Genomic DNA, 24,233 nt, shown 5'->3' with positions numbered 1-24,233 from the left:
GCAGCGGATCGGTCGCGGCGTAGGCAGTACTCTGCACGGGTGGAGTCGCGACACGTCGAATACTTCCTCGCCACCGTCGACAACGACGGCTTTGCACTCGCGGCCGAGGCCCTGGGCGTCACCAAACCGTCGTTGTCGAAGGGGTTGCGCAATCTCGAACGTGAGCTCGGTGCCGAATTGTTCCACCGCGTCGGCCGCGGTCTCGTGCTCAGCGCGGCGGGAAAGGCGTTCGTCGGTCCGGCCCGGCAGATTGTGCGAGACCTGGTGGCCGCCGAGAGCTCGTTCGTCGACGTCTCGGGATTTCCGCGCGGGCGACTCGACATCTGCGCGTCGGCACACGTTGCCGAAGGCCCTGTCACGGAACTGATCGGATCCTTTCGCAAGCAGTATCCCGGCGTGGTCGTCCGGCTCGCCGACCTCAGGCCTTCCGAGGTCATCGGGTCACTGATCCGGGACGGACATTGCGAAATAGCCTTCAGTCATCTCCCTTTTGCCGCAGCAGGGTTGACAACACGAGCACTCGGATTCCACGAATACTGGTTGGTGGTCCCCCCGATCGCCGAAATACACTGGCGCGAACCATTCCCCCTCGACGATCTCCCCAATCTCCCCGTGGTGGGGCTGCCCAAGGAATCGTCTTCGCGCACCGTCATCGAGAAGGCGCTACAGGCCGCAGGGAGCCGGACGATCATGTCGGCCGTGGTCGAGCAGCGAGAAGCCGTCGGCGCATTCGTCGTCCAAGGAATAGGAATGTCGTTCATCGAACGCACCAATGCGGAACGGGCCGCAGTCGGTGGCGCCCGGATCTGCCCCCTCGACCCGCCGATCACCGCGCCCTACGGGGTGATCTACGACAAGGCCCGGCTGTCTCCGGCAGGACGGGCATTCCTCGACACGCTCGCGCCCTGAACCTCGTCGAGGGCGGCGATGAACGCCGCCGCAGCGGGAGGAAGCGGATCCGGTCGATGGACGAGACCGATGGTGCGCACCTCCGGCGGTGCGAGCGAGCGAACCACTACACCCGGCAGTTCCTGCTCGGCGACGCGTCGCGGCATCAGGGTCGCCCCCGCACCCTGGACAACCAACTCCCACATCGACTGACGATGCGCACACTCGACTGCGACATTGTGCACCGGCAGTCGTGGACGCGACCCGATCTCCACGATCATCGGAATATCGGCAAGCAGGTCGACCGGCACCGGATCGGGTAGTTCGATCGCCAGATCCGCGTGGATCGCGAGCACGATCTCCTGCTCCCCCACCACTCGGAACCCGAGCACCTGGTCATCGACGAGTAGTTCGGTGAGCCCGAGGTCACACTCACCCGACCGGACCGCGCGGCCCACGCCGTCGGGAATGTCCGCCGACACCGTCGACAGGAGAATCCGTGGGAACAGTCGATGAAACCGACCGACGAGACGTGGGAGTGGATCGGCGGCAAGGGAATTGAGAACAGCAATAGTCAGCGTGCCAGACTGCACGTCGGCCACGTCCTGCACGACCGCCCGCGCCCGCTCGACATCGGCAAGGACCTGCCGCGCCGCATCCGCGAACGCCCTACCCGCCGGAGTGATCCGCAGCTTCCGTCCTCCACGATCGAACAACTCGACACCCAGATCGCGTTCGAGAGTGCGGATCGCCTGCGACAGTGAAGGCTGCGCGATGAACAGCGCCCGCGCGGCCTCGGTGATACTGCCGTGATCGGCCACGGCGACGACGTACTCGGCGTCCCGGATATCCACCAGTCGAGTCTAGCGGCCACGCAGTTCGCCGAGGCCCCCAGTTCGCCGAGGCCACGGCCGGTCGTGGAGTGTCGCGACCTAGTCGATCTGCCGCCCGTTCACGCGGATCCGGCTCCAGTCGTCGATATCGTGATTGACACACACTGTCGTACTCGGTTGGAAGCGCAGCAACTTCATCATTTTCAGTGATCCGGTCGCGTCGGTGGTTTCGGAGTCAGCCGGCATGCCGACGCAACAGCTGATGTTGTCCTGGGTGCGCGCGACGGCGCCGGACAGTATCAGCGTGTTCCGACCGGCAGGCGGAGCTGTAGCCCGAGTGAATCCGGGGTGTGTCCGGGCATCGACAGCACTATGACACTGCCGTCCCCGAACACGTCGTGGTCGTAACCGGCGGGCACCTCCATCCAGTCGATCCGATCGGCCGCGTCGAGGTCCTCCTGACGGAAGAATGCCGTGACGTGGTCGTCGGGAGCGCACGTATCCGAGCTCCCCGGATCGCCGGCTCGCGGGAAGGTTCAGCCGGGCGGCCCCGCACGACAGCGGCCCGCAGATCGGCCTTGCCGGGCGCCGCGGTCACCGGGCGGGCGCGAATGGTACATTATGTCGAGTCTCTGGATCCGGGAAGGTGCGACCGACGATGGCCCTGAATGACAGATCAAGGCGACAGCAACTTCCAGAGGAAGTTGCCACATACGTACGCGAGATGATCATTTCCGGCGAGGTGCGTGCAGGCGATTTCCTCCGCATCGAGCGGATCGCCGAAGCCGTGGGAGTCAGCACGACGCCCGTGCGAGAGGGACTCCTTGCGCTCCGGAGCGAAGGATTCGTCGAGATGGTTCCCCGGCGCGGCTTCGTCGTAGCCCCGTTCACGAAGCAAGACGTGCGCGACCTCTTCTGGGCACAGGCGCAGCTGGCCGGCGAACTGGCCGCCCGGGCCGCGAAGAACATCACACCCCAGCAGATCGTCGAGCTCGAAGGCATCCTTCAGCAGCACCAGGAGGCCATTGCCCAGGGCGACACGGAACGTATCGCCTCCCTCGGCCACGCGTTCCACCGCAAGATCAACCTGACCGCGGACTCTCCGCGCCTTGCGCGCCTCCTGGGCTCCGTCGTCACGAACCTTCCCAACCGCTTCTACGCCACCATCGAAGGCCACATCACCACCACGCAGGAGGAGCACCCCGTCCTCCTCGAGGCGCTGCGCAAGCACGCGGCCAAGAGAGCGAAGACTCTCATGGAATCGCACATCCTGGACGGCGCAGATCACCTGATCGACGAACTGGAGCAGCGCGGGCTGTGGGATGCCGACGACGAGGCGAACGTAGGCTGATTCGAGGCCTGTCGCGCCCGTTCCTCTCAGCGCCGTGAGCGCTGCACCGTTTCGGAGGATAGGGATCCGAATCGCTCGATCTTGCTGAGCGAACCGGCCGTGATGGAAGAACCCCACCGCGTGCAACTCCGGCGCCGCCGAAACAACCGTCCGGCTCGACTCCACCGGATACGATTTGGCGCCGAGGAGGAGATCATCATGGTCGGCGAAGCGCGCAGGACACACCGTGACGTCTCCCCGCTCGAGCTCTTTTTCGATCTGGTCTTCGTACTGGCGATCGGTCAGCTCACGCACCATCTCGTCGAGCATCTGACGTGGCGTGGCGCAGCCGAGACTCTGGTGGCGCTTGTCGCGGTGTGCGGCGTCTGGGCATTTACCACCTTCGAGGTCACCCTGCTCGACATCGAGCACACCGCCACGAGGGCCGTCACGATCACGGTGATGGGCCTCGGCTTGTTCATGAACGCCGGCATCGGACACGCATTCGACGACAGTCCGTGGCTCTTCGTGATGCCCATGCTGCTGGCCCTGGTCGGCCCCGCCGTCTACGCGGCTGCCACCGCCCCGACGTCCCGCTTGCGCAGGCACTTCGTGCATGTGCTGATCTGGTTTGCCGTCTCGGCGCCGTTCTGGGTGGCCGGTGCCGCACTCGACCCGAAATGGCGTCTCTGGTGCTGGGCGGTGGCCGCGCTCATCGATCTCACCGGCACCTGGTTTGCACACCCCGTGCCGAGCGGCACGACGCGAACGCAGCAACTTCCATTCGACGCCGAGCACATGCTCGAGCGCATGCGACTGTTCCTCATCATCCTGCTCGGCGAGACCGTACTGACTCTGGGACGTGTGATCGCAGCTCATCACTCCGATGCACTCACACTCGTACTTGCCGCGGGTTGCTTCGTCGCCCTCGTCTGCCTGTGGGCGGCATACTTCGGTCGTGCCGAACGGTTGGTGGAAAACCACATCGCCGTCACCGAGAATCCGATTCGATCCGTGCACATCGGGATCAACGTCATCTACGGCGTCGTCACCGGCCTCGTCATGTTCGCGGCAGGTAGCGAGTTGGTGCTCGCCCACATTGGTGACGCCCGAGCCGGTGTGGGCGGTGTGCTGATGCTCGCGGGTCCGGCGATCTACCTACTCTCACACGCAATCTACTTCCGCATCACCACCGGAACCGGGTGGGTCGCGCGCGCAGTGGGTGCCGCTCTTCTCGGTATGGCGGCGATCGCAGCGTATGCGCTACCGACTTATGTCGTCGTCATCATGCTGGTCGTCATCCTGCTCGTGCTGGCCATTCACTTGAACAAAGACACGAACCATGAGCCCATATCGAAACCTCTGCTCCCCTGACTGATTCGTGATTCGGAGGGACGTACGTCGAAGCCCCGCATCCGAAAGGATGCGGGGCTTCACCAGTCGGCTGCCGCCGGGCCCCGTCAGGCGTATGCCGCGATGGCTTCCGCCTGCTCGATGATGCCCTCGGCGGTCTTCACGTGTGCGATATCGATGTGCTGCCCTTCGAAGTCGACGGCCGCACTGCCTGCCGCCTCGGCCACCTTGAACGCCTCGATCATGCGGCGGTAGAAGTCCACCTGATCGGCGGACGGCGTGAACACCTCGTTGGCAATGGCGATGTGTGAGGGGTGAATGCACACCATGCCGCGATATCCGAGCTGCTTGTTGTCCAGGCAGAACTGCCGGGCACCGTCGAGGTCCTTGATGTCCTGCCACACGCCGGCAACGGGGTGGTGCAGGCCGGCCGCGCGGGCTGCGAGAACGATTCGGCTCCGGAGGTACAGCGTCTCCAGGCCGGCCGGGGTGAATTCGAAGCCCAGCTCGCGGCCTACGTCCGCACTGGGTCCCGTGGCGCCCAGCAGGCTGCGGATGCGCGGGGTGGCGGCCGCCATCTCCTCGCAGTGCGCCATCGAGACCGCCGTCTCGTAGCTCACGATCAGCCCCACGCTGCCGGCTTCGAGGCCTTCCCGTGCTTCGATGTGTGACACCACCGCATCGATACGCACCAGTTCCTCGGCGTCGAAAACCTTGGGCAGGAACAGGCCGGCCAGACCCGGCCGGATCACAGCCTCGAGGTCCTTGCCCTGGATTCCGGACACGGACGCGTTGGGCCGCACCCACAGGTCGGCGCGAACACCGTCGACATGCAGACGGCCGATGGTGTCGGCGACAACCAGACGCGCCTCGTCCTTGTCTGCGGCGGGCACCGAGTCCTCCAGGTCCAGGATCAGGGCGTCGGCACCAGAGGCGAGACCCTTGTCGGCCCAGCTCGGCTTGTGTCCGGGCACAAACAGCATGGAACGGTACGGTTTCATGAACACTCCTCAGGGATATGCGAATTCAGCGAATCAGGACTCGTCGGCGAACAAGACGCCGGACTCGATTAGTGCGTCGATCTTCTCGGCGGGAAGCACCTCGCTCGCCACGGCTCGGGTGTCGGAGCCGACCCTGGGTGCGCGGGCCCCGCGGTCCGGTCGCTCACCGTCGAAGGTCCATGGCGGGCGGATCAGTGGCAGACCGTCTGGCTGCCACTCGACCAGCTTCAGGTGCTCGACCTGCTCGTGCTCCAAGTAGCCGGTCATCGACAGGACGGGCGCGAACGGCACGTCGGCCTCGGTGAGGACCTTCTCCCAGTAGTCCTTCGACTGCTTGGCGAACTCCGCCTCGACGATCGGCACAAGCTCGAAGTAGTTCGATTCCCGCGGGCGGTACTCGGCGAACCGCGGGTCCTCGGTCAGGTCCATCCGGTCCATGGCGCGGCACAGCGCGTGCCAGAACTTCTGCGATGACGACAGGTGCACGGCCAGGTACTCGCCGGTCGACGTGGGGACGCAGAAGTTCTGCGCCTGGGGGTGCCGGCTCGTGCGGGCAGGGTTGTTGCCGAGTTCGAAAGACTGGGTGATGCCGTCGACGGTGAGCGCGCTGACCGCCTCCATGATCGACGTCTCCATCCGCTGCGGCTTCCCGGTCTTCAGCCGCCCGACCAGGGCCGCGAGGACGCCGGTGGCGGTGCTCAGGCCCGTGACGAGGTCCGCGCTCAAGCCACCGGCCAGTTGCGGGTGGTCACCGTCGCTGAACAGCGAGTACAGACCGCCGAACGCGTGGCCGATCGTGTCGTAGGCGGGACGGTTGGCCAGCGGGCCGCCGGCACCGAACCCGGTGACCGAGCCGTAGACGATGTCGGGACGGAGCGCGCGGCAGTCCTCGGGACCCAGCCCCATGGCCGCCACCTTGCCCGGGCGCAAGTTCTCGAGTACCACGTCGAAGTGCGGTATCAGCGCCTTGACCAACGCGACGCCCTCTTCCGACTTCAGGTCGACCGACAGACTGCGCTTTCCGGTGTTGTATTGCCGAAAGTACGGGCTACCGTCATTCTGGTGCCGCCGGAAGTCCTCGCCCACCACCGGGCGCTCGACCTTGACCACCTCGGCGCCGAGCGCGCACAGCATCGACGTCCCGAACGGGAGCGCGATGTATCCCCCGATCTCGAGTATCCGAATACCCTCGAGTGGCTTGTGCTGCATGTTGCCTCACCTTCGTGTCAGCTCAAATATTATATATAGTCACACCGGAGGTCAAGCCTTTGTCCGGCCCGGCGCCGGGCTGTTGCGGACCTACGCCACGCGAGACGGCATCGGGGTTTCATCCCTTGCCGGAACATAATATACTTTACATGGTGCAGCTCACATATCGAGCCGAAGGCCGTCGTCCAGGCTGGACAGATGACTCCCACCCGAGACCCGGGCACGTCTATGACGAAGCGAATGCGAAGGAGCGGCACAATGAGTGCGCAGACTGAACTGTGGCAAGGACAGTACGACACACTGTTCATCGGCGGACAGTGGGTGCAGCCGGCATCCGAACGCACCTTCGAGGTGATTTCCCCGGCCACCGAACAGCTCGTCGCGCGGGTACCGGAGGGCGTCGAGGCCGACATCGACGCGGCCGTCACCGCGGCGCGTCAGGCGTTCGACAAGGGGCCCTGGCCTCGGATGTCGCTCGACGAGCGCATCACGGTCCTGCGGAAGCTCAGCGCGGAACTCGCCGCGCGTGAGGGCGAGGCAGCCGCGCTCGTCAGCGCAGAGATGGGGTGCCCGATCACCCTGTCCACGAAGATGCAGTCCATCGGCCCCCGCATGCTTCTGGACGCCTTCCTGGACATCGCGCCCACCTACCCGTGGAGCGACACCCGCACGTCCGCATCCGGCAACGCGCTGGTGACCCGCGAGCCGGTCGGCGTCGTCGCCGCCGTCGTACCGTGGAACGCTCCCCTGCTCATCACCATGATCAAGCTCGCCCCGGCGCTGCTCGCCGGCTGCACCATGGTCGTCAAGCCCTCCCCCGAGACACCCCTCGACGCGTATCTACTCGGTGACATGCTCGACAAGATCGGTCTGCCCGAGGGTGTCGTGAACATCGTCCCTGCCCAGCGCGAGGTCAGCGAGTACCTGGTGCGCCACCCCGGCATCGACAAGGTGTCGTTCACCGGGTCCACGGCTGCGGGCCGTCGCATCGCCTCGCTCTGCGGCCAGGACCTGCGCCGCGTGACCCTCGAGCTGGGCGGCAAGTCCGCCGCCATCCTGCTCGACGACGCCGACCTCGACGCCGCCGTCGCCGCGATCCGCGCCGTGTCCCTCCGCAACAGCGGCCAGGTGTGCAGCAACAAGACCCGCATCGTCGTGGCGCGCTCGCGACGTGACGAGCTCCACGACCGTCTGCTGGACCTGATCGGGAAGATGCCAGTCGGTGACCCGTTCGACCCGGCGACCGAAATCGGACCGATGGTCAGCGACCGTCACCGAAGCCGGGTCGAGGGCTATATCGCCGACGCGAAGACGTCCGGAGCCTCCCTGCTGGTGGGCGGCGGACGCCCCGACGGCCTCGACCATGGCTGGTACGTCGAGCCCACGATCTTTGCCGATGTCGATCCCTTCGCGAAGATCGCGCAAGAGGAGGTTTTCGGCCCGGTTCTTACCGTGCACACGTTCGACACCGAGGCCGAGGCCATCGAGATTGCCAACAACTCGGAGTACGGCCTCAGCGGATCAGTGTTCGCCGCCGATCCCGAGCACGCACTGACGGTGGCCCGCCACATCCGCACCGGCACAGTCGAAGTCAACGGCAGCCCGGTGGGCTTCACCGCCCCGATCGGTGGTTTCAAGAACAGCGGCATCGGCCGCGAGGCCGGCCTCGAGGGCTTCGACGCCTACGTCGAACTCAAGTCATACGGCATCTCGGCCGGGCTGCTCGGTTCGCTTTCCTGACCCCAACTCTGCAAAGGACACACACATGGGCACCCTCCCTCCCGTCGAAGAAGCCGTCGCCCGGCTCGTCACGGACCTGACCTTCGACACGATCCCCGCCGACGCACTCGCCGGCGCACGCCGCCTCATGCAGGACCAACTCGCCCTTCAGGTCGCCAGCGCCTCTCTGCCCTGGAGCCGGGCGGTGCTGGAGTTGACGCGCGCTGCGCACGTCCCCGGCAAGGCCCATGTCGCCGCCAGCGGCGACCAGATGAGCGCCGCCGACGCCGCCTTCGTCAACGCCACCTACGGCCACGGGTTCGAATACGACGACGCCCACCGGGCCAGCTCGTCGCACCCGGGCAGCGCCGTCGTGTCCGCCGCACTCGCCGTCGGCGAGGAACTCGGCGCCACCATGCGCGAGGTCATCACCGGCATCGTCGCCGGCTACGAGGTGTACACCCGGATCGGCAACCTCGCCGCTCCCGAACTCCTCGAACGCGGCTTCCACCCCCACGGGCTGCTGTCGAACTTCGGCGCGGCCGCCGTCGTCGCCAAGATGCGCGGCTTCGACGCAGAGACCACGGTCCACGCCCTCGCCATCGCGCTCAGCCACGCCTCCGGCACCACCGAATACACCTCCTCCGGCGGCTCGATCAAACGCGTCCACTCCGGCATCGGCACCCGCAACGGCATCCGCGCGGCGGAGATGGCCGCCGCGGGCATCACCGGTCCGACGACCTTCCTCACTGGCGGCAAGGGCTTCTACCGCACCTTCGTCGGCCGCCCCGTCGCCGACGACGCCGCCGCCACCTTCGGCCTCGACAACACCTTCGAGATCACCCGCATCTGGATCAAGCCGTACTGCTGCTGCGGCATCAACCACGCTTACATCGACGGCGCCCGTCAACTCGCCGCCCGCGCCGCCGACATCGACTCGGTACTCCTGGGCATCCAGACCGGCGGCGACGTGATCATCGGCAACAAGAACGCCAACGCCTACGCACCCAAGATCATCGAACACCTGCAATACAGCCTGCCGTTCCAATTCGCCCTCTCCACACTCGGCAAGGGCAACGGCTTCGCCACCCACCACGCCTACCTGGACGGGCAGCTCGACATCGGACCCGGCAGCGATGTCGCCGCCCTCGCGCAGAAGGTCAAGATCGAGGTCACGCCCGAACTGGACAAGGCCTACCCGGGCCGGTGGGTCGGCGACATCACCGTCACCTACACCGACGGCACCACCGAACACCTGTTCATCGACAACCCCACCGGCACCGCCGAAAACCCGATGTCCCAAGACGGCCTCGACGTGAAGTTCCGCGACGTCATCTCGGGCTCACTCGGCACCGAACGCGGCGACACCCTGCTCCGCGCCATCCAGAGCGGCGACCCCGACCAGCCCGCCTCCGACTTCGCAGCCCTGCTGAAGGTCTGATTTCCTCCCGCCCCGACCCCACCGGGCCGGCGGCCGATGACGAGAAGGAGAGCTGATGGGCGCCCAGACCACAGCCCGGCCGATCCCTGTCGAGTTCACAGGATCTGGTGGGGTCCGCCTTGTCGGTGATCGGTGGGAGACCGACGATCGGCTGACCGATTCGACAGGGGGGACCGTTCTTCTCCTCCACGGCGGCGGCCAGACCAGGCACTCGTGGGATCGCACGGCGGCGCGAATGGCCGAGCACGGCTGGCGCGCGGTCACTCTCGACGCTCGGGGGCACGGTGACAGCGAATGGGCACCCGAGTATTCGGCCGAGCTTTTCGCGGCCGACCTCGAGGCTGTTCTCGCGGACCTCGGCGGCCGTATCGTCGTCGTAGGCGCCTCGCTGGGCGGCCGGACGGGCATCGTCGTCGCGGGCGGACGCCCCGGTTCCCTCGCCGGGTTGGTGCTGGTCGACATCACGCATCGGATCGACCGCACCGGCCAGCGGAGGGTCCGCGACTTCCTGGGCGCGGCGCCCAACGGGTTCGCCTCGCTCGACGACGCATCGGCGGCCATCGACGCCTTCCGCGGCACAGCGCCCCGCCGTCGCCGCAGCGACGGGTTACGAAAGAACCTGCGTCTGCGCGGGGACGGACGCTGGTACTGGCACTGGGATCCGGCGTTCGTCGGCTATGCGGACAATCGCGTCAATTCCGACGAGCGGCGACTCGCCGACCTGGCCGCCCGGATCACGGTCCCCACCTTGATAATTCACGGAACCAAGTCGGAGATCGTCTCGCGGGAGGCGGTCGACGAGATGCTCGCCCTGGTGCCGAACTCCGAGGCCGTCGAGGTGGACGCGGGGCACATGATCGCCGGCGACGACAACGAGGCGTTCGCCCTGCACCTCGAAGGCTTCCTCGAACGGGCTCTTCCACCGCGCTGAACCCTGCCGCCGGTGTTTTGCACTGCGGGTGCCCCGCATCCGAGTGGGGGGCTCGGATGCGGGGCGTCTATGGGGGATGGAGTTATGTTGCGGCGCTAGCCCGGTCAGGCCGCGGCCGGACCGGCCCGCCGGTTGTGCGAGGGCAGCGGCCCGCGGAAGGGGTCGACACTCGGCGGTGGAATGAACCAGGGGTGCCGGTCGGGGCCGATCTGGACTCCGACAGATGCCGGGCTGCGGTGATCGTCAGCGGCCCCATCCACGCCGCCCAGGCGACCCCCGTTTCCGCCAGCACCGCCGCCCAATCCTCCGGAGAAGCGGGCCGGTCGACACTAGTTGGGTCGGCGGGGCCGGCGCCCGAAGCGTGCATGTCGGTGCCGCCTGCGGCGCCTGTGCGGTCGACGCCGCGGGTGTCGATCAGGTCCCGTGCCCGCACCTGCACGCTGATGTGCGGTCGTTCACCGGCCTCGGTGCCGTTCAGTCCGGCCGCGAGGTACCGGCGCAGCAATTCGGTGAACGCGTCGGCACGCCGCCGTCCGGGGGTGCGGGCGTCCCGGGTCTCGTCCGCGGCCGGTCGTGGTGCGGCCAGCTTCGACAACGCGGTCAACAGCATCTCTCCGGTTATCGCATCCAGGTCACCTTCGACCGAGACCCGTCCGTTCAACAACTTCGACGCGTGCAGTTCGTTGCGGTCGACGTCCTCGCTTGCGGGGTGCTCGTCGGTTTCGAAGATCCGCTCCGCCTTGGCGATGCCTTCCCGGATGAGGTCGGTGCGGGCTTGTGGTCCGTCCGCTGCGGCGAGCAACGCGTCCAGCACCGGACCCATTGCGCCCAGCGGCATTCCCTTCGGGGGTCGTTCACAGAACCGCAGAATCAGCCCTGCGTGATCCGCGGAGATCTCGCAGCCGTAGAACTTTGCGGCAATCGCTGGCTGCGACCGCAGCCCACGCGCCAGGTTCACGATCCGGCCAGCTGCCCCGGTTCGAGCATCGTGTGCGCCACGAGCCACGCCTTCGCGTTGGGATGGCCCAGGATGTCGACCCGGCAGCGCGCATCCACCGCGTCCATCAGCTTCACCCGTACCGCCTCGAGGCGAGCGATTTCCGAGGACACCGTCAGCACCGTCTCGAGCAACTGATCCTCGGACAACCGCCACGTCTCCCCCACCGCCGGATCATCGTCCGGCACCGCCCCCTGAGTTCCCTCCCCGTCACCCATGCATGGAGACTACTTCGAACATCAGTTCGAAGTCAATGGGAATTCAAGTAATCATACTGTGCCGAAACGTATTCGACGCGGAGCAGGTCGCCCGGCCTCGGGCTCGCCTGCGCCGGAGTGTCCAGATAGTTGGACACTGCCACCCCGGCTCCCGGGTTTACGTTCAGCGTGGCGAACTCGCCGAATCGAGGAACCACGGAGGTTGCATTGATGACTCGGAATCCATCGGCGGCTGAACGAAAGTGGTCGACCCGAAAGATGCTGCAAGTGCGATTACGTACAACCTTGATGGCAATCAGCCTTGCTGCGACCATGTCCATCGGCACTGTTGCCACTCCCCCAGCAGGCGCGGCCCCGACGGATGATGCGACGGGACCGAGCTACCTTCTGGTCGGTGGCACAGGCTCGTCGAACATAGGAGTGTTGCGTGAATCGAGCGGTCGACTGACTCCCGTCGGGCAGCCCGTGCCCACCGATACCGGCACGCTGTCGATCGCGGTCACGCCGAGTGGCCGATTCGCCTATGTCGCACATACTGTCTCGGGAACACTTCAGGGATTCCGCGTCGACGACGACGGCACACTCGAGCGCCTCGAGGGCGCCCACCTCACCCCCGGCCGGCCGATCGTGGGTGCCGTCGTGAGCATGGACGGGAAGTGGCTCTTCGCCACCGTCGGCTCGGTGACCAACGACGTGCAGACGTATGCCATCGCGCCGTCCGGCGTTCTGACACAGGTCGATTCGGTAACGATCCCCGGTGCGACGAGCGGCCTGTCCATTCCGGTGGTGTCACCGGACGGCCGATTCCTGTTCGCGCCGAGCTTCATCGGAGCGACGATGGACTCCTACGCGATCGGATTCGACGGCAGGTTGACGCGGACCGGCTCGCAGGTGCCGACCGGTGATCGTCCGGCGCTGCCGTCGGTGACGCCCAACGGCAAGTTCCTGTACATCACCAACGAGGGAACCAATGACGTCTCCGGCTACCGCATCGCGCCCGACGGTGTACTGACCCCGATCGGGCGCTTCCCGACGAAGGCGATTCCGCACGGTATGGCCATCACACCGGACGGCAGGTATCTCTACCTTCCCCAGACCGGCGGTCAGGCTGTGAACGGATTCGAGATTCGAGACGACGGCGCCCTGGTTCCCGTGCCCGGCGCCGACGCACCCAGCGCACCGGGACACTTCCCCGGCCGCGTCGTGCTGAGTCCGGATGCCCAGCGGCTCTACGTCATCGACACGCTGACCACGACCGGCACCGAGAAGGTGTTCACCTACCGGGTGAAGCCGGACGGGGCACTCGAGGCCACGGGAGAACCGCCCGTCGATACGGGTGTGACGTTCTCCGACGGCGCAACCGGAGTGTTCGCATCCGTCGGCCCTGCGTGAACGACCCATCTACCCCGCACTACTGAATGAATTCTGGAAAGGACATCGACATGGGACTACTGGACGGCAAGGTCGTCTTCATCACCGGCGCCGCACGAGGGCAGGGGCGAGCGCACGCGGTGACTGCAGCGAAGGAAGGAGCCGATGTCATCATCACCGACATCTGCTCACCCGTCGACGGGATTCGATACGCGCTGGCCAGCAAGGAAGATCTGGACAAGACACAGGCCCTCGTCGAGAAACAAGGCCGACGGGCGGTCAGTGCCCTCGCCGACGTCCGTGATCAGGGTGCGCTCGACGCGGCAGTCGCTCTCGGGCTCGACGCATTCGGCCGCCTCGACGCGGTCATCGCCAATGCCGGACTGTGGGATCTGGGGCCCAAGTCCTGGGAGATCACCGAGCAGATGTGGACGACGGTCACCGACGTGGTGCTCGGCGGCACCTTCCGGACGATCAAGGCCACCGCGCCGCATCTTGTCGAGCAGCGTGGCGGTGCGATCGTCTGTATTGCGTCGGTAGGTGGGCTGGAGGCCACGGCCGGATACACCCACTACATCACAGCCAAGCACGGCGTCCTCGGCCTGATGAAGAACACCGCTCTGGAGATCGCGGAGTACAACGTGCGGTGCAACGCTGTCTGCCCCGGCGCGGTGGACGCGAAGATCTGGGACAACCCGATGGGCCACCAACTGTTCGTCGCCCCCGGCGAGACTGCCAACCGTGATGTCGCAATAGCCGCCACGTACGGATATGCGCCACTGGCCGGCCGGCCCGCGCTTCCGCCGAACGCCACCAGCAATGCCGCATGCTGGCTGCTGTCCGACTACGCCGAGCACATCACCGGTGTCGCCCTGCCGGTCGACGCGGGGCACCTCCTGCTGCCCGGCGTGAACTTCGCACCGCAGACCGAGGGCCCGGAAGCCGATCGCTACCGTTCACCGGCCCAGTCGCCCGACGATCTGTGACGGCCTGACCGACACCGGCCCCGACCGCTGCACGCGGTCGGGACCGGTGTCTATGCGTCCCCGGCCGACGCTTGCCCAAAGTTCGAATATATTATATTGTGTTCTCGCTCAATGTGGTGTAAGTCCGTTCTCATTGCACCTGGTCAGAAGGTGGTGTCGGAGTGCTCAGTAGCTCAGCGCATTCCACGGTCGACGCTCGTCCGGAGATCGCGTCGTCGTGGATGCGTTCGCAATTGTCGGGTCTCGACTGCGCTACGACGTTGAAGCTGGACAGGATCGACGTCGCCCCGGACGGGTGTCTCCGACGCGCCGCGACGCCTGTTCTGGAGCGTGTCTGCCGCGAGTTCGACGGTGCGCCACTGGTGTTCGTTCTCGCCGACCACGACGCCCGGATCCTGGATATCAGGCACGCCAGTCCGGGCGTCCGCGACGCGGTCGACTGGATCGGCATCGAGCCCGGCATCCGGCTGGCCGAGGAAGAGGTGGGAACCAACGCGGTGGGCACCGTCCTGGAAGCCCGGCAACCGCTACTCGTCCACGGCCCCGAACACTTCATGTCCGCGTTCCACGAGTTCAGCTGCTTCGGCCAGCCGATCATTCATCCGATCACGCGACGACTCGAAGGCGTTCTCGACGTCGGGGGCGGCGCCGGCGAGGATCACCGGTACTTCGCGCCGATCGCCCAGCGGTTGGTCAGGGAGATCGAGGACCGGCTGGCGCTGAGCACCCCTGTCACTCAACGAAATCTGCTGGCGGCCTTTCATTCTGCGGCACGGCGGAAGGAACGGCCGGTGATGGTGCTCGGGGAGGGGATGGTCCTCGCGACCCCGGCGGCCCTCGACCTCCTCGATCCCGCCGACCATGCGGCCGTCCGAGCCAGCGCCGACACCGCTCGCACAACGGCCGTCACCAATCGCCTCACGCTCGAATCCGGGCGCGAAGTGGAGTTCACCTGCACTCCGGTCGACGGCGGGAACGGCGTCCTGGTCGATTTCGCAACGGCGAGGACGGGCCCGAAGCCGCAACCACGACCCTCGGTCGAGGAATGGCCGCTCCTCCTCGTCGGAGAAACCGGCACCGGCCGGACAACCGAAGCGGTGCGTGCGGCCGGACCGGGCGGGGCGATCGTCGACGCCGCGGACGTCGTGCATACGGGTGAGCAGGCCTGGGCCGTCGGACTCGGTCGACAGCTCGAGCACGATGGTGCCGTCGTGATCATCGAGAACGTCCACTTCCTCACCGACTCGATGGCCACACTGGTTGCCCGCCTCATCCGGGGCACGCGGCGACACGTCGTCCTGACCTCGACGAGTGCGAATAACGACGCGGGGATCCACCCCTCCCTGGTTGGGCTCTGCGCCGCACGACGTGAACTCGCTCCGCTCCGTCGGCGCCGCCACGAGATCCCCGGGCTGGCGCGGCGGATGCTGGCGAAGGAAGCCGTGACGTCCGACCTGCGCCTCACCTCGGCGACACTGCAGGTCCTGGCAGCACATCCATGGCCGGGCAACCTCGCGGAACTCCGGCGGGTGATTCACGCCCTGGCCCGGACCCGCTCGGCCGGAGACATCATTCCGACCGACCTTCCCGCACCGTACCGGGAAGTCGGCACACCCCTGTCACCCATTCGACATGCCGAACGGGAAGTGATCGTCGCGGCGATCGAAGCGGCAGGCGGCAACAAGCTCAAGGCCGCTCAGTCACTCGGGGTGAGCCGGTCGACTCTCTACAACCGGCTCCGGGTTCTCAAGATCGCCTGACCGCTCCTGTCCTACATCCGGCCCAGTCGCGCCAGTCGCTCCTGGGTCGGCGAACCGTCCTCGGCGGAGTTGAGCACCAACTGCTGCTCGGGCGCGCCCGAGTAGCGGAAGATCTCCCAGTCGAGGGTCAGTTCACCGACGACCGGGTGATTGAGCACCTTGACGCCGAAGTCCTGGCGCGCAACATTTCTCGCCGCCCACCATTGTCCGAACTGACGATCGGCAATCGTGAGTTCGCCGACGAGCGCGGACAGGGCCGGATCGGCCGGATTGATGGCCGCCTCGCGGCGCAGGATCGCCACACAGGACCGTGCGACCGCCGTCCAGTCGGCAAACAGCTCCCGCATCCGAGGGTCGGTGAAGATGAGCCGCACATAGTTCAGCTCGTGCGGCGCCATCGCATCGAAGTCGGCATATACCTTGGTGGCCAGCGGATTCCACGCCAGAATGTCGGTCCGTGGCCCCAGGACGATGGCGGGGGTGTCGGTGAGCTGGTCCAGTAGCCGTCGCACCTGCGGGCGTACCCGGCTGCCGCCGGTGCGCGACTGCGCCGCCGGACGGGGCGTGGACCGGTGGGTGGCGTGATCGGCCAGGCTGTCGAGGTACTCGGATTGATCCGAGTCGAGTTGCAGCGCTCGCACCAAGGCGGCGAGCACCTGCTCGGACGGGGCGAGCCGCCCCTGCTCGATCCGGGTGTAGTAGTCGGTGCTGATCGCGGCGAGCTGCGCCACCTCCTCGCGCCGCAGCCCGCTCACCCGGCGGCGCTGGTCGAGGTCGGGTAGGCCGACGTCGGACGGCGACAGCTCGCTGCGGCGGGTTTTGAGGAACGCGCCGAGCTCACGTAGATGTGGTGCCTGGTGTACCGGACTGGGCATGAAACCAGGGTAGGTCCGGGGCGCGGATTTATCCTGGGAAGGATTGTTCCCAGGATAAATGCCTCCCTTCCCCAGTTTCCCGGGAACTCCGAGACTAGGTGTCGAGCGATCCGGAAATGCGGATCGGAATTCTCGAAACACCACGGAGGCACCATGACCACCAAATTCGATGTTCGGTTCACCAGCAGCGGCTTTCAGCTCGCCGGCCACCTCTACACCCCGACCGAGGTCGACGGGCGGCTGCCCGCGATCGTCGTCGGACATCCCATGACCGGTGTCAAGGAGCAGACCGCGGCACTGTACGCACAGCGCCTCGCCGATCAGGGATTCATCACCCTGGCATTCGACGCCGCGTACCAGGGTGAGAGCGAGGGCGAGCCGCGCGGACTGGAGGATCCGTTCCAGCGCGCGGAGGACTTCCGTAACGCGGTGACCTACCTGAGTGCCCGCGACGACGTGGATCCGGAGCGGATCGGCGTCCTCGGCATTTGCGCCTCGGGCGGATACGTGCCGTTCGCCGCGCAGACCGACCACCGCATGAAGGCCGTCGCCACCGTCAGCGGCGCGGACGCCACCTGCTTCTTCCGGGTGCCGGATCCGGAGGCCTTCGCGAAGCTGGTCGATCAGGCAGGGGCGGCGCGGACTGCGGAGGCGAAGGGCGAGGAGGTCCCCATGGTTCCGGTGCTGCCGGACTCGGTGGACGCGTCGACGCCGAAGGCCGTCGCAGAGTTCTTCGACTACTACAAGACTCCGCGCGCACAGCACCCGCGGTCGATCGGGAAGTTCGCGCTGCGCAGCGTCGACCAGCTCGACCAGTTCGACGCCTACGCCGGGGTCGCGAAGATTGCGCCCAGGCCGCTGCTGATGATCGCGGGAACCGAGGCCGAGACCAAGGGATTCAGTGAGGGCGCGGTTGCGGCCGGCGGCGAGACCGCCGAGCTGTTCGAGATCGAAGGCGCCACCCACGTCGACCTGTACGACGTCGACCAGTACGTCTCTCAGGCAGCGGACAAGCTCACCGAGTTCTTCACCAAGAACCTGGCCGGATAGCAGTCGCGACTGTCACCGGTCGAGTGTGACCGTGCCCCGGCCCCGACTGGGGCACGGTCACATAGCACTGACGGTGCAGCCCTGGGGGACGGCGATATCAGGGCTGAATGCCCATCTCCGGGCCGATGTACTCCCGCACGCGAACTGCCTTACCGTCACGCGCTTCGACGATCTGGACGAGGTGCAACTTGACCGGCTGGCCGCCCATCTCCAGTTCGACGGACGCCTCGTTGAAGAAACCCTTCTCGGTGAATGTGATGCCCTCGGGGCGGAAGTCCGGAATCGGACCGTCTCCGGCGCGTTCGTAGACCGCGGCGACGGCCTCGGACACCGAGACCCACTTGTCGTCGGCACTGTGCCATACGGGGCAGTCCTCGACGCAGATTTCGAGGAACAGGTCTATGTTCGCCAGGGCCTTGACCCAGTTCTCCGAGAGTTCGATGGTCGCCTGGTCTGGGGTGCTGCTCATCTGTGATCGGACCTTTCCGTCGGGTTCACTGCAGGTGATCTGCATCACCCATGCTGCCCGCGCGTGAGCCGATCGAGTGTCCAGATATCTGGACACTGCGCGAAAGACTCTGACGCAGAGTCACCTTCGTCAGGAAACCCGTTCGATGAGATTTACCTTGACGTGGTCCGGTCGCGCGAGGGTGCGGTCGGGCACGAGTTCGACCACCGCCTTGACGCCCAGCGCCGACCGGACCCGCTGCTCGATCGACGAGCGCAGGTTGTCCTGCTGCTCGGCACCGAGTCCGTCGGAATACTCCACGACCAGCATGAGCGGCTTCTGGGTCGAATGCCCCTCGAAGTCGACGCGGATACGCATCTCGCCGGTGGTGGCCGGCGCCAGCTCCGACACCAATTGCTTGACCGCGGAAGGAAAGAGGTTGATGCCGCGCACAATCAGCATGTCGTCGGTCCGGCCGACGCACCGCACCTTGTACCCGGTGCGGCCACACGCGCAGTCGGTGCCGGTTACCACCACGTGATCGCGGGTGCGGAACCGCAACAGCGGCGACGCCTGCCTGCGGAGCGCCGTGTACACCAACTCCCCCTGCGCGCCGGCCACGGGCGCGACGATCTCGTCCGTCTCCGGGTCGATCAGCTCGGCCACCATCAGATCCGGGGAGAGGAAGTGCATTCCGTCGCCCGCGTCGCACTCGCCCCAGTAGATGCAGGCGATATCAGTGCCACCCAACATCTCCCGCGACGTGGCGCCCCACAACGACTCGAGCTTGCCGCGAACGGCGGGCAGGCCGCCGCCGGGCTCGCCGCCCACGCTGATCGCGCGCACACCCAAATCCCTGGCCTGCATGCCGAGAATCACCGGCGCCTGCTCGGCCAGATATGCCAGGAAGTTCGGCGTGCCTATCAGCGCGTCGGGACGCTGGTCTGCCTGCACACGCAAGAGTCGCTCCGCGCCCGCCTCCGCGCCGATCGGGATGTCGACGATGCCCATGTACTGCGCCATCTGCACGACGGGGATCCCGCCGACGAAGCCCTTGCTCATACCGAACCCGTGCAGCAACCGGTCGCCGGGGCGAAAACCGTTGGCGTACAGGGCTCGCGCTCCGAGCTCGCACCAGACGTCGATGTCACGCCGCGTCAAACCGACGTAGGACGGGCTACCGGTAGTACCCGAGGACGCCTGGATCTGCACAATGTCGGCGGCCTCGGCCGCAACGTGGCTGCCCAGCGGCGGCGTGGCCGCCAGGCTGTCCCGCAGTTCCTGCTTTTCTGTGAACGGCAGGCCCGCGAGGTCCTCCACCGTCCGCACACGCGTGACGTCGACAGAATGCTCGGCGAACTTCGCCTTGTAGAAGTCGCTGTGGGCGGCCAGATACTCGAGTTGCTCGCGCAGCCGACGATTCTGCAGATCCGCAGCGTCGCCGGGCGCGATCGACTCGACCGCGCTCCAATGCCGCGCCGAATGGGGAACAGCCATGGTGCGATCCCTTTCCTCTACTCGAATTCGACCCGGATGGCGTCGGTGTGCGCACCGAGTGCGGGCACCGCGCCGCTACGCACCGGCCACCCGTCCGCCACCGCGGGCGGCAACAGCGCCGGAACCGGGCCGGACGGGGTACCCACCTCGCGCCACCGTCCGCGCTCGACCAGCTGCGGGTGCTCGGCCAGGTCGCGCACGCTGCTGAGGCGGGCGTTGCCAATCCCCGCGGCGTCCGCGGTCTTCTGGATCTCCGCCAGCGTGTGCTCGGCGCACCACGCCCCCACGACCGCGTCCAGTTCGTCACGCGCCTCGACGCGATTGTCGTTGTGCGCGTATCGGGATTCGTCGGCGAGTTCCGGTCGGCCGATCATCTCGGCGAGGCGCCGCCACTCGCGGTCGTTGGTGGTCCCGAGCACCGCGGTCTGGCCGTCAGAAGTGGGGTACGCGCCGTAGGGCGCGATCATCGGTGAGCCCATACCGACCGGAACCGGCTCGGTGCCGGCGTGGATGACCTGGTTGAGGGCGAACCCCATCATCTCGGCGACGGTGTCGAGCATGGCGATCGGGATGACCGCTCCGCGCCCGGTCCGCTCCCGGTTATAGAGGGCGGCCAGCACCGCGGAGTACGCGTACAGCGCCGTGCCGACGTCGGCCACCGGGATGCCCGGCTTGGCCGGGTGTCCCGGTGCACCGGTGATGCTGCAGGACCCGCCCTCCGCCTGGATGAGCAGGTCGTACGCCCGCTTGTGGTCGAGGGGACCACCCTTTCCGTAGCCGGAGATGTCCACGACGATCAGGCGCGGGAAGTTTCGCGAGAGGTCCCGGGTGCCGATCCCCAGCCGGTCGAGCGCGCCGGGCGCGAGGTTGCTGACCACGACGTCGGCGGTGGCGAGAATGTTCCGGAAGATCCCCATGTCGGCTGCGGACTTGAGGTCCAGCGCCGCCGACTCCTTGCCGTGGTTCAACCAGGTGAAGTGTGCGGACATCCCCCCGACCACGGAGTCGTACGCGCGCGTCGAGTCGCCGTAGCCGGGGGCCTCCACCTTGATCACGCGGGCCCCGAGGTCCGCGAGATGGCGCGTGCAGAGCGGCGCCGAGATGGCCTGCTCCAGTCCGACCACGGTGATGCCGGCGAGGGGTCCCTGCGTTTCCTGTTCGGTTCCGGTCACGAGAACTTCGGCTCCCGCTTCTCACGATGCGAGGACACGCCCTCGACCACGTCGGGACCGCCGAATCCGTAGAACTCCAGTCCCAGCGACGCGTCGAAGATCGGCATGGCCTGCCGGTACCAGCCGTTGAGGGCCATCTTGGTGCCTTGGATACCGGCCCGGGAGCCGGCGGCCAGCCTCCGCGCGATCTCCATCGCCCGGTCCTGCACCTGGTCGTCGTCGACGCACAGCGACACCATGCCGATCCGCTCCGCCTCCTCGCCGGTGAGCACCTCGTTGGTGAGCAGGTAGTACTTGGCCTTCGCCATGCTCGTCAGCAGCGGCCAGCAGATGGCCGCGTGATCCCCGGCCGCGACACCCAACCGGACATGTCCGTCGACGATCTTGGTGCGGCGGCCCGCGACGGAGATGTCCGCGAGCAGCGCGGCCACCAGACCGGCACCGGCAGCCGGTCCGTTGATCGCGGAGATGATCGGCTGCGGAACTTCGATGATGTTGCGCACCAGGTCGCGTGCCTCACGCATCACCCGGGTCCGCGACGAGTAGTCGCCGATCATGGCCTCGACGAGATCGAAGCTGCCTCCCGCCGAGAACGCCCGCTCTCCGGCGCCGCGAATGATCACCGCGCGCACCGACTGGTCCAGCCCGATCACGGGCCAGATGTCGGCCAGCTCGCGGTGCGCGTCCGGGCCCACCGCATTGAGGTTCGGCCCGTCCAGCATGATGCGGAGAATGCCTTCTTCCGGGCGGTCTACCTTCACGGACGTGAAGTCCTCGTAGCTGGTCACTTGTCTTCCTTCCTGGGAAATTCTCGGGTCGATCGGTGCGGCGGCGGTTCTATCAGGCGCCGACGCCCCACCGCGACGCGACGTCCTCGGTCGCGACCGTGCCCACCCGCGGGATCTCGGGTTCACGAGCGGGTGTGCCGCTGAAACGCGGCGCGGGCATCGGATGCAGGACACCGCCGACGGTCCGGTAGACGCCGCGCTGGGTGTTGTGGGGATCGACCGCAGCCTCGTCGAACGTGAGCACCGGGGTGACGCAGGCATCGGTACCGGCGAACACCTTCTCCCATTCGTCACGGGTGCGGCGCTCGACCGCGTCGCCGATGAGCTTGCGCAGGTGCGGCCACGACGCGCGATCGTTCTGGTCGGGCCAGTCGGCGGTCTCGGGGCCGAGGCGCGACACGAACTCCCGATAGAAGTCGGGTTCGAGCGCACCAACGGCGATGTACCCGCCGTCGGCGCACCGGTAGGTGTCGTAGAACGGTGCTCCGGAGTCGAGGAAGTTCGTCCCCGGATCGTCCGAGTAGAGGCCCGCGGCGCGCAGGCCCTGCAACTTGGCGGTCAGGGCCGCGACACCGTCGACCATCGCCGCGTCGATCACCTGCCCCCGCCCCGTGCGCGCGGCGGAGACCAGGGCGCACGCGATGCCGTACGCCCCCATGGCGCCGCCGGCCGCGTAGTCACCGAGCAGGTTGATCGGCGGGCGCGGCGCACTGTCGGACCTCGCCATGGCGTGCAGTACGCCGGACTGCGCCACGTAGTTGATGTCGTGTCCGGCATCCCGCGAACGCGGCCCCGTCTGTCCGTATCCGGTCAGCCGCACGTAGACGAGGCGCTCGTTCCGTGCCATCACCTCGTCCGGTCCGAGCCCGAGCCGTTCGGTCACGCCGGGCCGGTATCCCTCGATGAAAATGTCTGCAGCCTCGGCCAGTCGCAGCACACGCTCGCGTCCGGCCGGATCCTTCAGGTCGACGGCCACCGCGTCGACGCCCCGGTTGACCACGTCGACTTCCTCGGTCAGACCGTCCGTCTGGCTGAGCACGCGGGCCGACCGGTTCGGTGGCCGCACCACCCGCACCACGTCGGCTCCCATATCGGCGAGCAGCATCGAGACGTACGGCACCGGGCCCATTCCCGCGAGCACCAGCGCCCGGACTCCAGCCAGCGGACCGGTCATCGTCACACTCCTTCGTCGGTGGGGCTCAGTACGACCGCGGCAGGCCTAGCACCTGCTGCGAGACGTAGTTGCGCACCATCTCCTGCGAGAACGGCGCGTTGCGCAGGAGACGCACCTCCCGCCACAGCCGCTCGATGTGGTACTCCTTCGCGTACGCGTAACCGCCCAACGTCGAGAACACCCGGTCGCACGCTTCGAAGCCGGCCTCGGCGCCGAGGTACTTCGCTGCCGCGGCCTCGTGCCCGCACTCCTGTTTGTCGTCGAAGAGTTTCGCGGCGTGCATCGCCATCCGCTCGGCCGCCTCGAGACGAATCCACGAGTCCGCGAGCGGATGGGCGACGGCCTGGTTCTGGCCGATCGGGCGATCGAACACCACCCGGTTCTTCGCGTATTCGGTGCCGATCTCGAGGGCCGCGCGACCGAGGCCGATGCCCTCCATCGCGACGACGATGCGTTCGGGGTTGAGTCCGTCGATGATGTAGTAGAAGCCCTTGTCAACCTCGCCGACCACGTCCTCGTCGGCCACGAACAGGTTGTCGATGAACAGTTCGTTGGTGTCGATAGCCGCGCGGCCGAGCTTGTCGATCTCGCGGATCGTAACGTGTTTGGGGTCGAGTTCGGCGAAGAAGATCGTCATCCCGTGCAGCGGCTTGTCGTCGCGCCGCGGCGACGTGCGGGCCAGCAGCAGGATGCGGTGCGCGTTCTGGGCGTTGGTGATGAACACCTTCTGGCCGTTGATGACCCAGCCACCGTCGACCTTGGTCGCCTTCGTCTTGATGCGTGAGGTGTCCACACCGGCGGTCGGCTCGGTGATGCCGAACGCGGTGAGCATCTCACCCGAGGCCAGCTTGGGGAGATACTTCTTCTTCATCTCCTCCGAGCCGTACCGGACGATCGGCGCCGGCGGGAAGACGTAGAAGTGGATCGCCGAGCCACCGCTCATGCCGCCGCCGGAGGATGCGATTTCGCCCATCATCACCGCGGCCTCCTGCAGGCCCAGACCGATCCCGCCGTACTCCTCCGGGATCATCGCGCCGAGCCAGCCCCCGTCCGCGAAGGCCTTGATGAAATCCCACGGGTACTCGTGCTTGTTGTCCTTGTCGAGCCAGTAGTTGTTGTCGAACTTTCGTGCCAGCTCGCGAGTCGCCTTGCGGACGATCTCGATGTTGCTTTCGGTGTCGAAATCTGCCAT

24 protein-coding genes are annotated in these 24,233 nt (G+C 66.8%); 10 read left to right on the top strand and 14 right to left on the bottom strand.

Annotated features, from left to right (window positions below):
- Positions 1-39: 39 nt before the first annotated feature.
- Complete coding sequence (locus JQT59_RS21505; RefSeq protein ID WP_213571926.1) at positions 40-909, top strand: LysR family transcriptional regulator; 870 nt, start codon at positions 40-42, stop codon at positions 907-909.
- Here the strand turns inward: JQT59_RS21505 and JQT59_RS21500 are convergent.
- On the bottom strand, positions 849-1,742 hold the full coding sequence (locus JQT59_RS21500) for a LysR family transcriptional regulator (RefSeq protein WP_213571925.1): 894 nt from the start codon (positions 1,740-1,742) through the stop codon (positions 849-851). The genes JQT59_RS21505 and JQT59_RS21500 overlap by 61 nt on opposite strands.
- A gap of 278 nt (positions 1,743-2,020) precedes the next feature.
- Positions 2,021-2,146 (bottom strand): hypothetical protein, encoded by a 126-nt coding sequence (locus JQT59_RS37740; protein WP_283254003.1) that lies wholly within the window; start codon positions 2,144-2,146, stop codon positions 2,021-2,023.
- 233 nt (positions 2,147-2,379) lie between these two features.
- On the opposite strand from JQT59_RS37740, the gene JQT59_RS21495 reads away from it, so the two are divergent.
- Both JQT59_RS21495 and JQT59_RS21490 read left to right on the top strand, forming a co-directional pair.
- Entirely contained in the window at positions 2,380-3,072 is a 693-nt protein-coding gene (locus JQT59_RS21495; RefSeq protein ID WP_109330404.1) for a GntR family transcriptional regulator, read from the top strand.
- A 198-nt stretch (positions 3,073-3,270) separates the two neighbouring features.
- Positions 3,271-4,425 (top strand): low temperature requirement protein A, encoded by a 1,155-nt coding sequence (locus JQT59_RS21490; protein WP_249353714.1) that lies wholly within the window; start codon positions 3,271-3,273, stop codon positions 4,423-4,425.
- 86 nt (positions 4,426-4,511) lie between these two features.
- On the opposite strand, the gene JQT59_RS21485 is transcribed toward JQT59_RS21490, so the two are convergent.
- Both JQT59_RS21485 and JQT59_RS21480 read right to left on the bottom strand, forming a co-directional pair.
- The gene (locus tag JQT59_RS21485) at positions 4,512-5,405 is read right to left on the bottom strand and encodes an HpcH/HpaI aldolase/citrate lyase family protein (RefSeq protein WP_213571924.1); all 894 of its coding nucleotides are present in this window, start codon (positions 5,403-5,405) and stop codon (positions 4,512-4,514) included.
- Between the two features lie 33 nt (positions 5,406-5,438).
- Entirely contained in the window at positions 5,439-6,614 is a 1,176-nt protein-coding gene (locus JQT59_RS21480) for a CaiB/BaiF CoA transferase family protein (protein ID WP_213571923.1), read from the bottom strand.
- A gap of 258 nt (positions 6,615-6,872) precedes the next feature.
- On the opposite strand from JQT59_RS21480, the gene JQT59_RS21475 reads away from it, so the two are divergent.
- Genes JQT59_RS21475 through JQT59_RS21465 form a run of 3 tightly spaced genes read left to right on the top strand, consistent with a single transcriptional unit; the run spans position 6,873 to position 10,705 of the window.
- Positions 6,873-8,354, top strand: a complete 1,482-nt coding sequence (locus JQT59_RS21475) for an aldehyde dehydrogenase (RefSeq protein ID WP_213571922.1) — start codon at positions 6,873-6,875, stop codon at positions 8,352-8,354.
- 25 nt (positions 8,355-8,379) lie between these two features.
- A complete protein-coding gene (locus JQT59_RS21470) occupies positions 8,380-9,774 on the top strand; it encodes an MmgE/PrpD family protein (protein ID WP_213571921.1) in 1,395 nt (464 codons plus the stop codon).
- A 55-nt stretch (positions 9,775-9,829) separates the two neighbouring features.
- Positions 9,830-10,705: an alpha/beta fold hydrolase gene (locus tag JQT59_RS21465; protein ID WP_213571920.1), complete on the top strand. Its 876-nt coding sequence runs from the start codon at positions 9,830-9,832 to the stop codon at positions 10,703-10,705.
- Between the two features lie 82 nt (positions 10,706-10,787).
- On the opposite strand, the gene JQT59_RS21460 is transcribed toward JQT59_RS21465, so the two are convergent.
- Genes JQT59_RS21460 through JQT59_RS21455 form a run of 3 tightly spaced genes read right to left on the bottom strand, consistent with a single transcriptional unit; the run spans position 10,788 to position 12,246 of the window.
- A complete protein-coding gene (locus JQT59_RS21460) occupies positions 10,788-11,663 on the bottom strand; it encodes a DUF222 domain-containing protein (protein ID WP_349306984.1) in 876 nt (291 codons plus the stop codon).
- Positions 11,660-11,920, bottom strand: a complete 261-nt coding sequence (locus JQT59_RS38040) for a hypothetical protein (RefSeq protein WP_349306983.1) — start codon at positions 11,918-11,920, stop codon at positions 11,660-11,662. Before JQT59_RS38040 ends, JQT59_RS21460 begins: the two co-directional genes overlap by 4 nt.
- Before the next feature lie 32 nt (positions 11,921-11,952).
- A complete protein-coding gene (locus tag JQT59_RS21455; protein ID WP_213571919.1) occupies positions 11,953-12,246 on the bottom strand; it encodes a hypothetical protein in 294 nt (97 codons plus the stop codon).
- Here JQT59_RS21455 and JQT59_RS21450 point away from each other — a divergent pair.
- The 3 genes from JQT59_RS21450 (at position 12,233) to JQT59_RS21440 (ending at position 16,037) form a co-directional block, all read left to right on the top strand.
- Positions 12,233-13,312 (top strand): lactonase family protein, encoded by a 1,080-nt coding sequence (locus JQT59_RS21450; RefSeq protein ID WP_213571918.1) that lies wholly within the window; start codon positions 12,233-12,235, stop codon positions 13,310-13,312. The genes JQT59_RS21455 and JQT59_RS21450 overlap by 14 nt on opposite strands.
- A 50-nt stretch (positions 13,313-13,362) precedes the next feature.
- The gene (locus JQT59_RS21445) at positions 13,363-14,277 is read left to right on the top strand and encodes a mycofactocin-coupled SDR family oxidoreductase (RefSeq protein WP_213571917.1); all 915 of its coding nucleotides are present in this window, start codon (positions 13,363-13,365) and stop codon (positions 14,275-14,277) included.
- Between the two features lie 161 nt (positions 14,278-14,438).
- Positions 14,439-16,037, top strand: a complete 1,599-nt coding sequence (locus tag JQT59_RS21440; protein ID WP_213571916.1) for a sigma-54-dependent Fis family transcriptional regulator — start codon at positions 14,439-14,441, stop codon at positions 16,035-16,037.
- An 11-nt stretch (positions 16,038-16,048) separates the two neighbouring features.
- Here the strand turns inward: JQT59_RS21440 and JQT59_RS21435 are convergent, their stop codons facing one another.
- Positions 16,049-16,912, bottom strand: coding sequence for a helix-turn-helix domain-containing protein (locus tag JQT59_RS21435; RefSeq protein ID WP_213571915.1), 864 nt, complete (start codon positions 16,910-16,912; stop codon positions 16,049-16,051).
- A gap of 153 nt (positions 16,913-17,065) precedes the next feature.
- On the opposite strand from JQT59_RS21435, the gene JQT59_RS21430 reads away from it, so the two are divergent.
- Complete coding sequence (locus JQT59_RS21430; protein WP_213571914.1) at positions 17,066-17,962, top strand: alpha/beta hydrolase; 897 nt, start codon at positions 17,066-17,068, stop codon at positions 17,960-17,962.
- 97 nt (positions 17,963-18,059) lie between these two features.
- On the opposite strand, the gene JQT59_RS21425 is transcribed toward JQT59_RS21430, so the two are convergent.
- The 6 genes from JQT59_RS21425 to JQT59_RS21400 all read right to left on the bottom strand — a co-directional run bounded on the left by JQT59_RS21425 (position 18,060) and on the right by JQT59_RS21400 (position 24,233).
- Positions 18,060-18,431, bottom strand: coding sequence for a nuclear transport factor 2 family protein (locus tag JQT59_RS21425; RefSeq protein WP_249353712.1), 372 nt, complete (start codon positions 18,429-18,431; stop codon positions 18,060-18,062).
- Positions 18,432-18,560: 129 nt separating this feature from the next.
- Positions 18,561-19,907, bottom strand: a complete 1,347-nt coding sequence (locus JQT59_RS21420; RefSeq protein WP_213571912.1) for a phenylacetate--CoA ligase family protein — start codon at positions 19,905-19,907, stop codon at positions 18,561-18,563.
- A gap of 17 nt (positions 19,908-19,924) precedes the next feature.
- Entirely contained in the window at positions 19,925-21,079 is a 1,155-nt protein-coding gene (locus JQT59_RS21415; RefSeq protein ID WP_213571911.1) for a CaiB/BaiF CoA transferase family protein, read from the bottom strand.
- Positions 21,076-21,867 (bottom strand): enoyl-CoA hydratase/isomerase family protein, encoded by a 792-nt coding sequence (locus JQT59_RS21410; protein WP_213571910.1) that lies wholly within the window; start codon positions 21,865-21,867, stop codon positions 21,076-21,078. The genes JQT59_RS21415 and JQT59_RS21410 overlap by 4 nt, the downstream gene beginning before the upstream one ends.
- A 52-nt stretch (positions 21,868-21,919) precedes the next feature.
- Positions 21,920-23,041: a CaiB/BaiF CoA transferase family protein gene (locus JQT59_RS21405; RefSeq protein ID WP_213571909.1), complete on the bottom strand. Its 1,122-nt coding sequence runs from the start codon at positions 23,039-23,041 to the stop codon at positions 21,920-21,922.
- 25 nt (positions 23,042-23,066) lie between these two features.
- Positions 23,067-24,233, bottom strand: coding sequence for an acyl-CoA dehydrogenase family protein (locus JQT59_RS21400; RefSeq protein WP_072944485.1), 1,167 nt, complete (start codon positions 24,231-24,233; stop codon positions 23,067-23,069).

This window comes from Rhodococcus sp. USK13, assembly GCF_018343855.1.
GTDB lineage: Bacteria > Actinomycetota > Actinomycetes > Mycobacteriales > Mycobacteriaceae > Rhodococcus_F > Rhodococcus_F oxybenzonivorans.
This window is presented reverse-complemented; position numbering and strand designations above follow the sequence as displayed.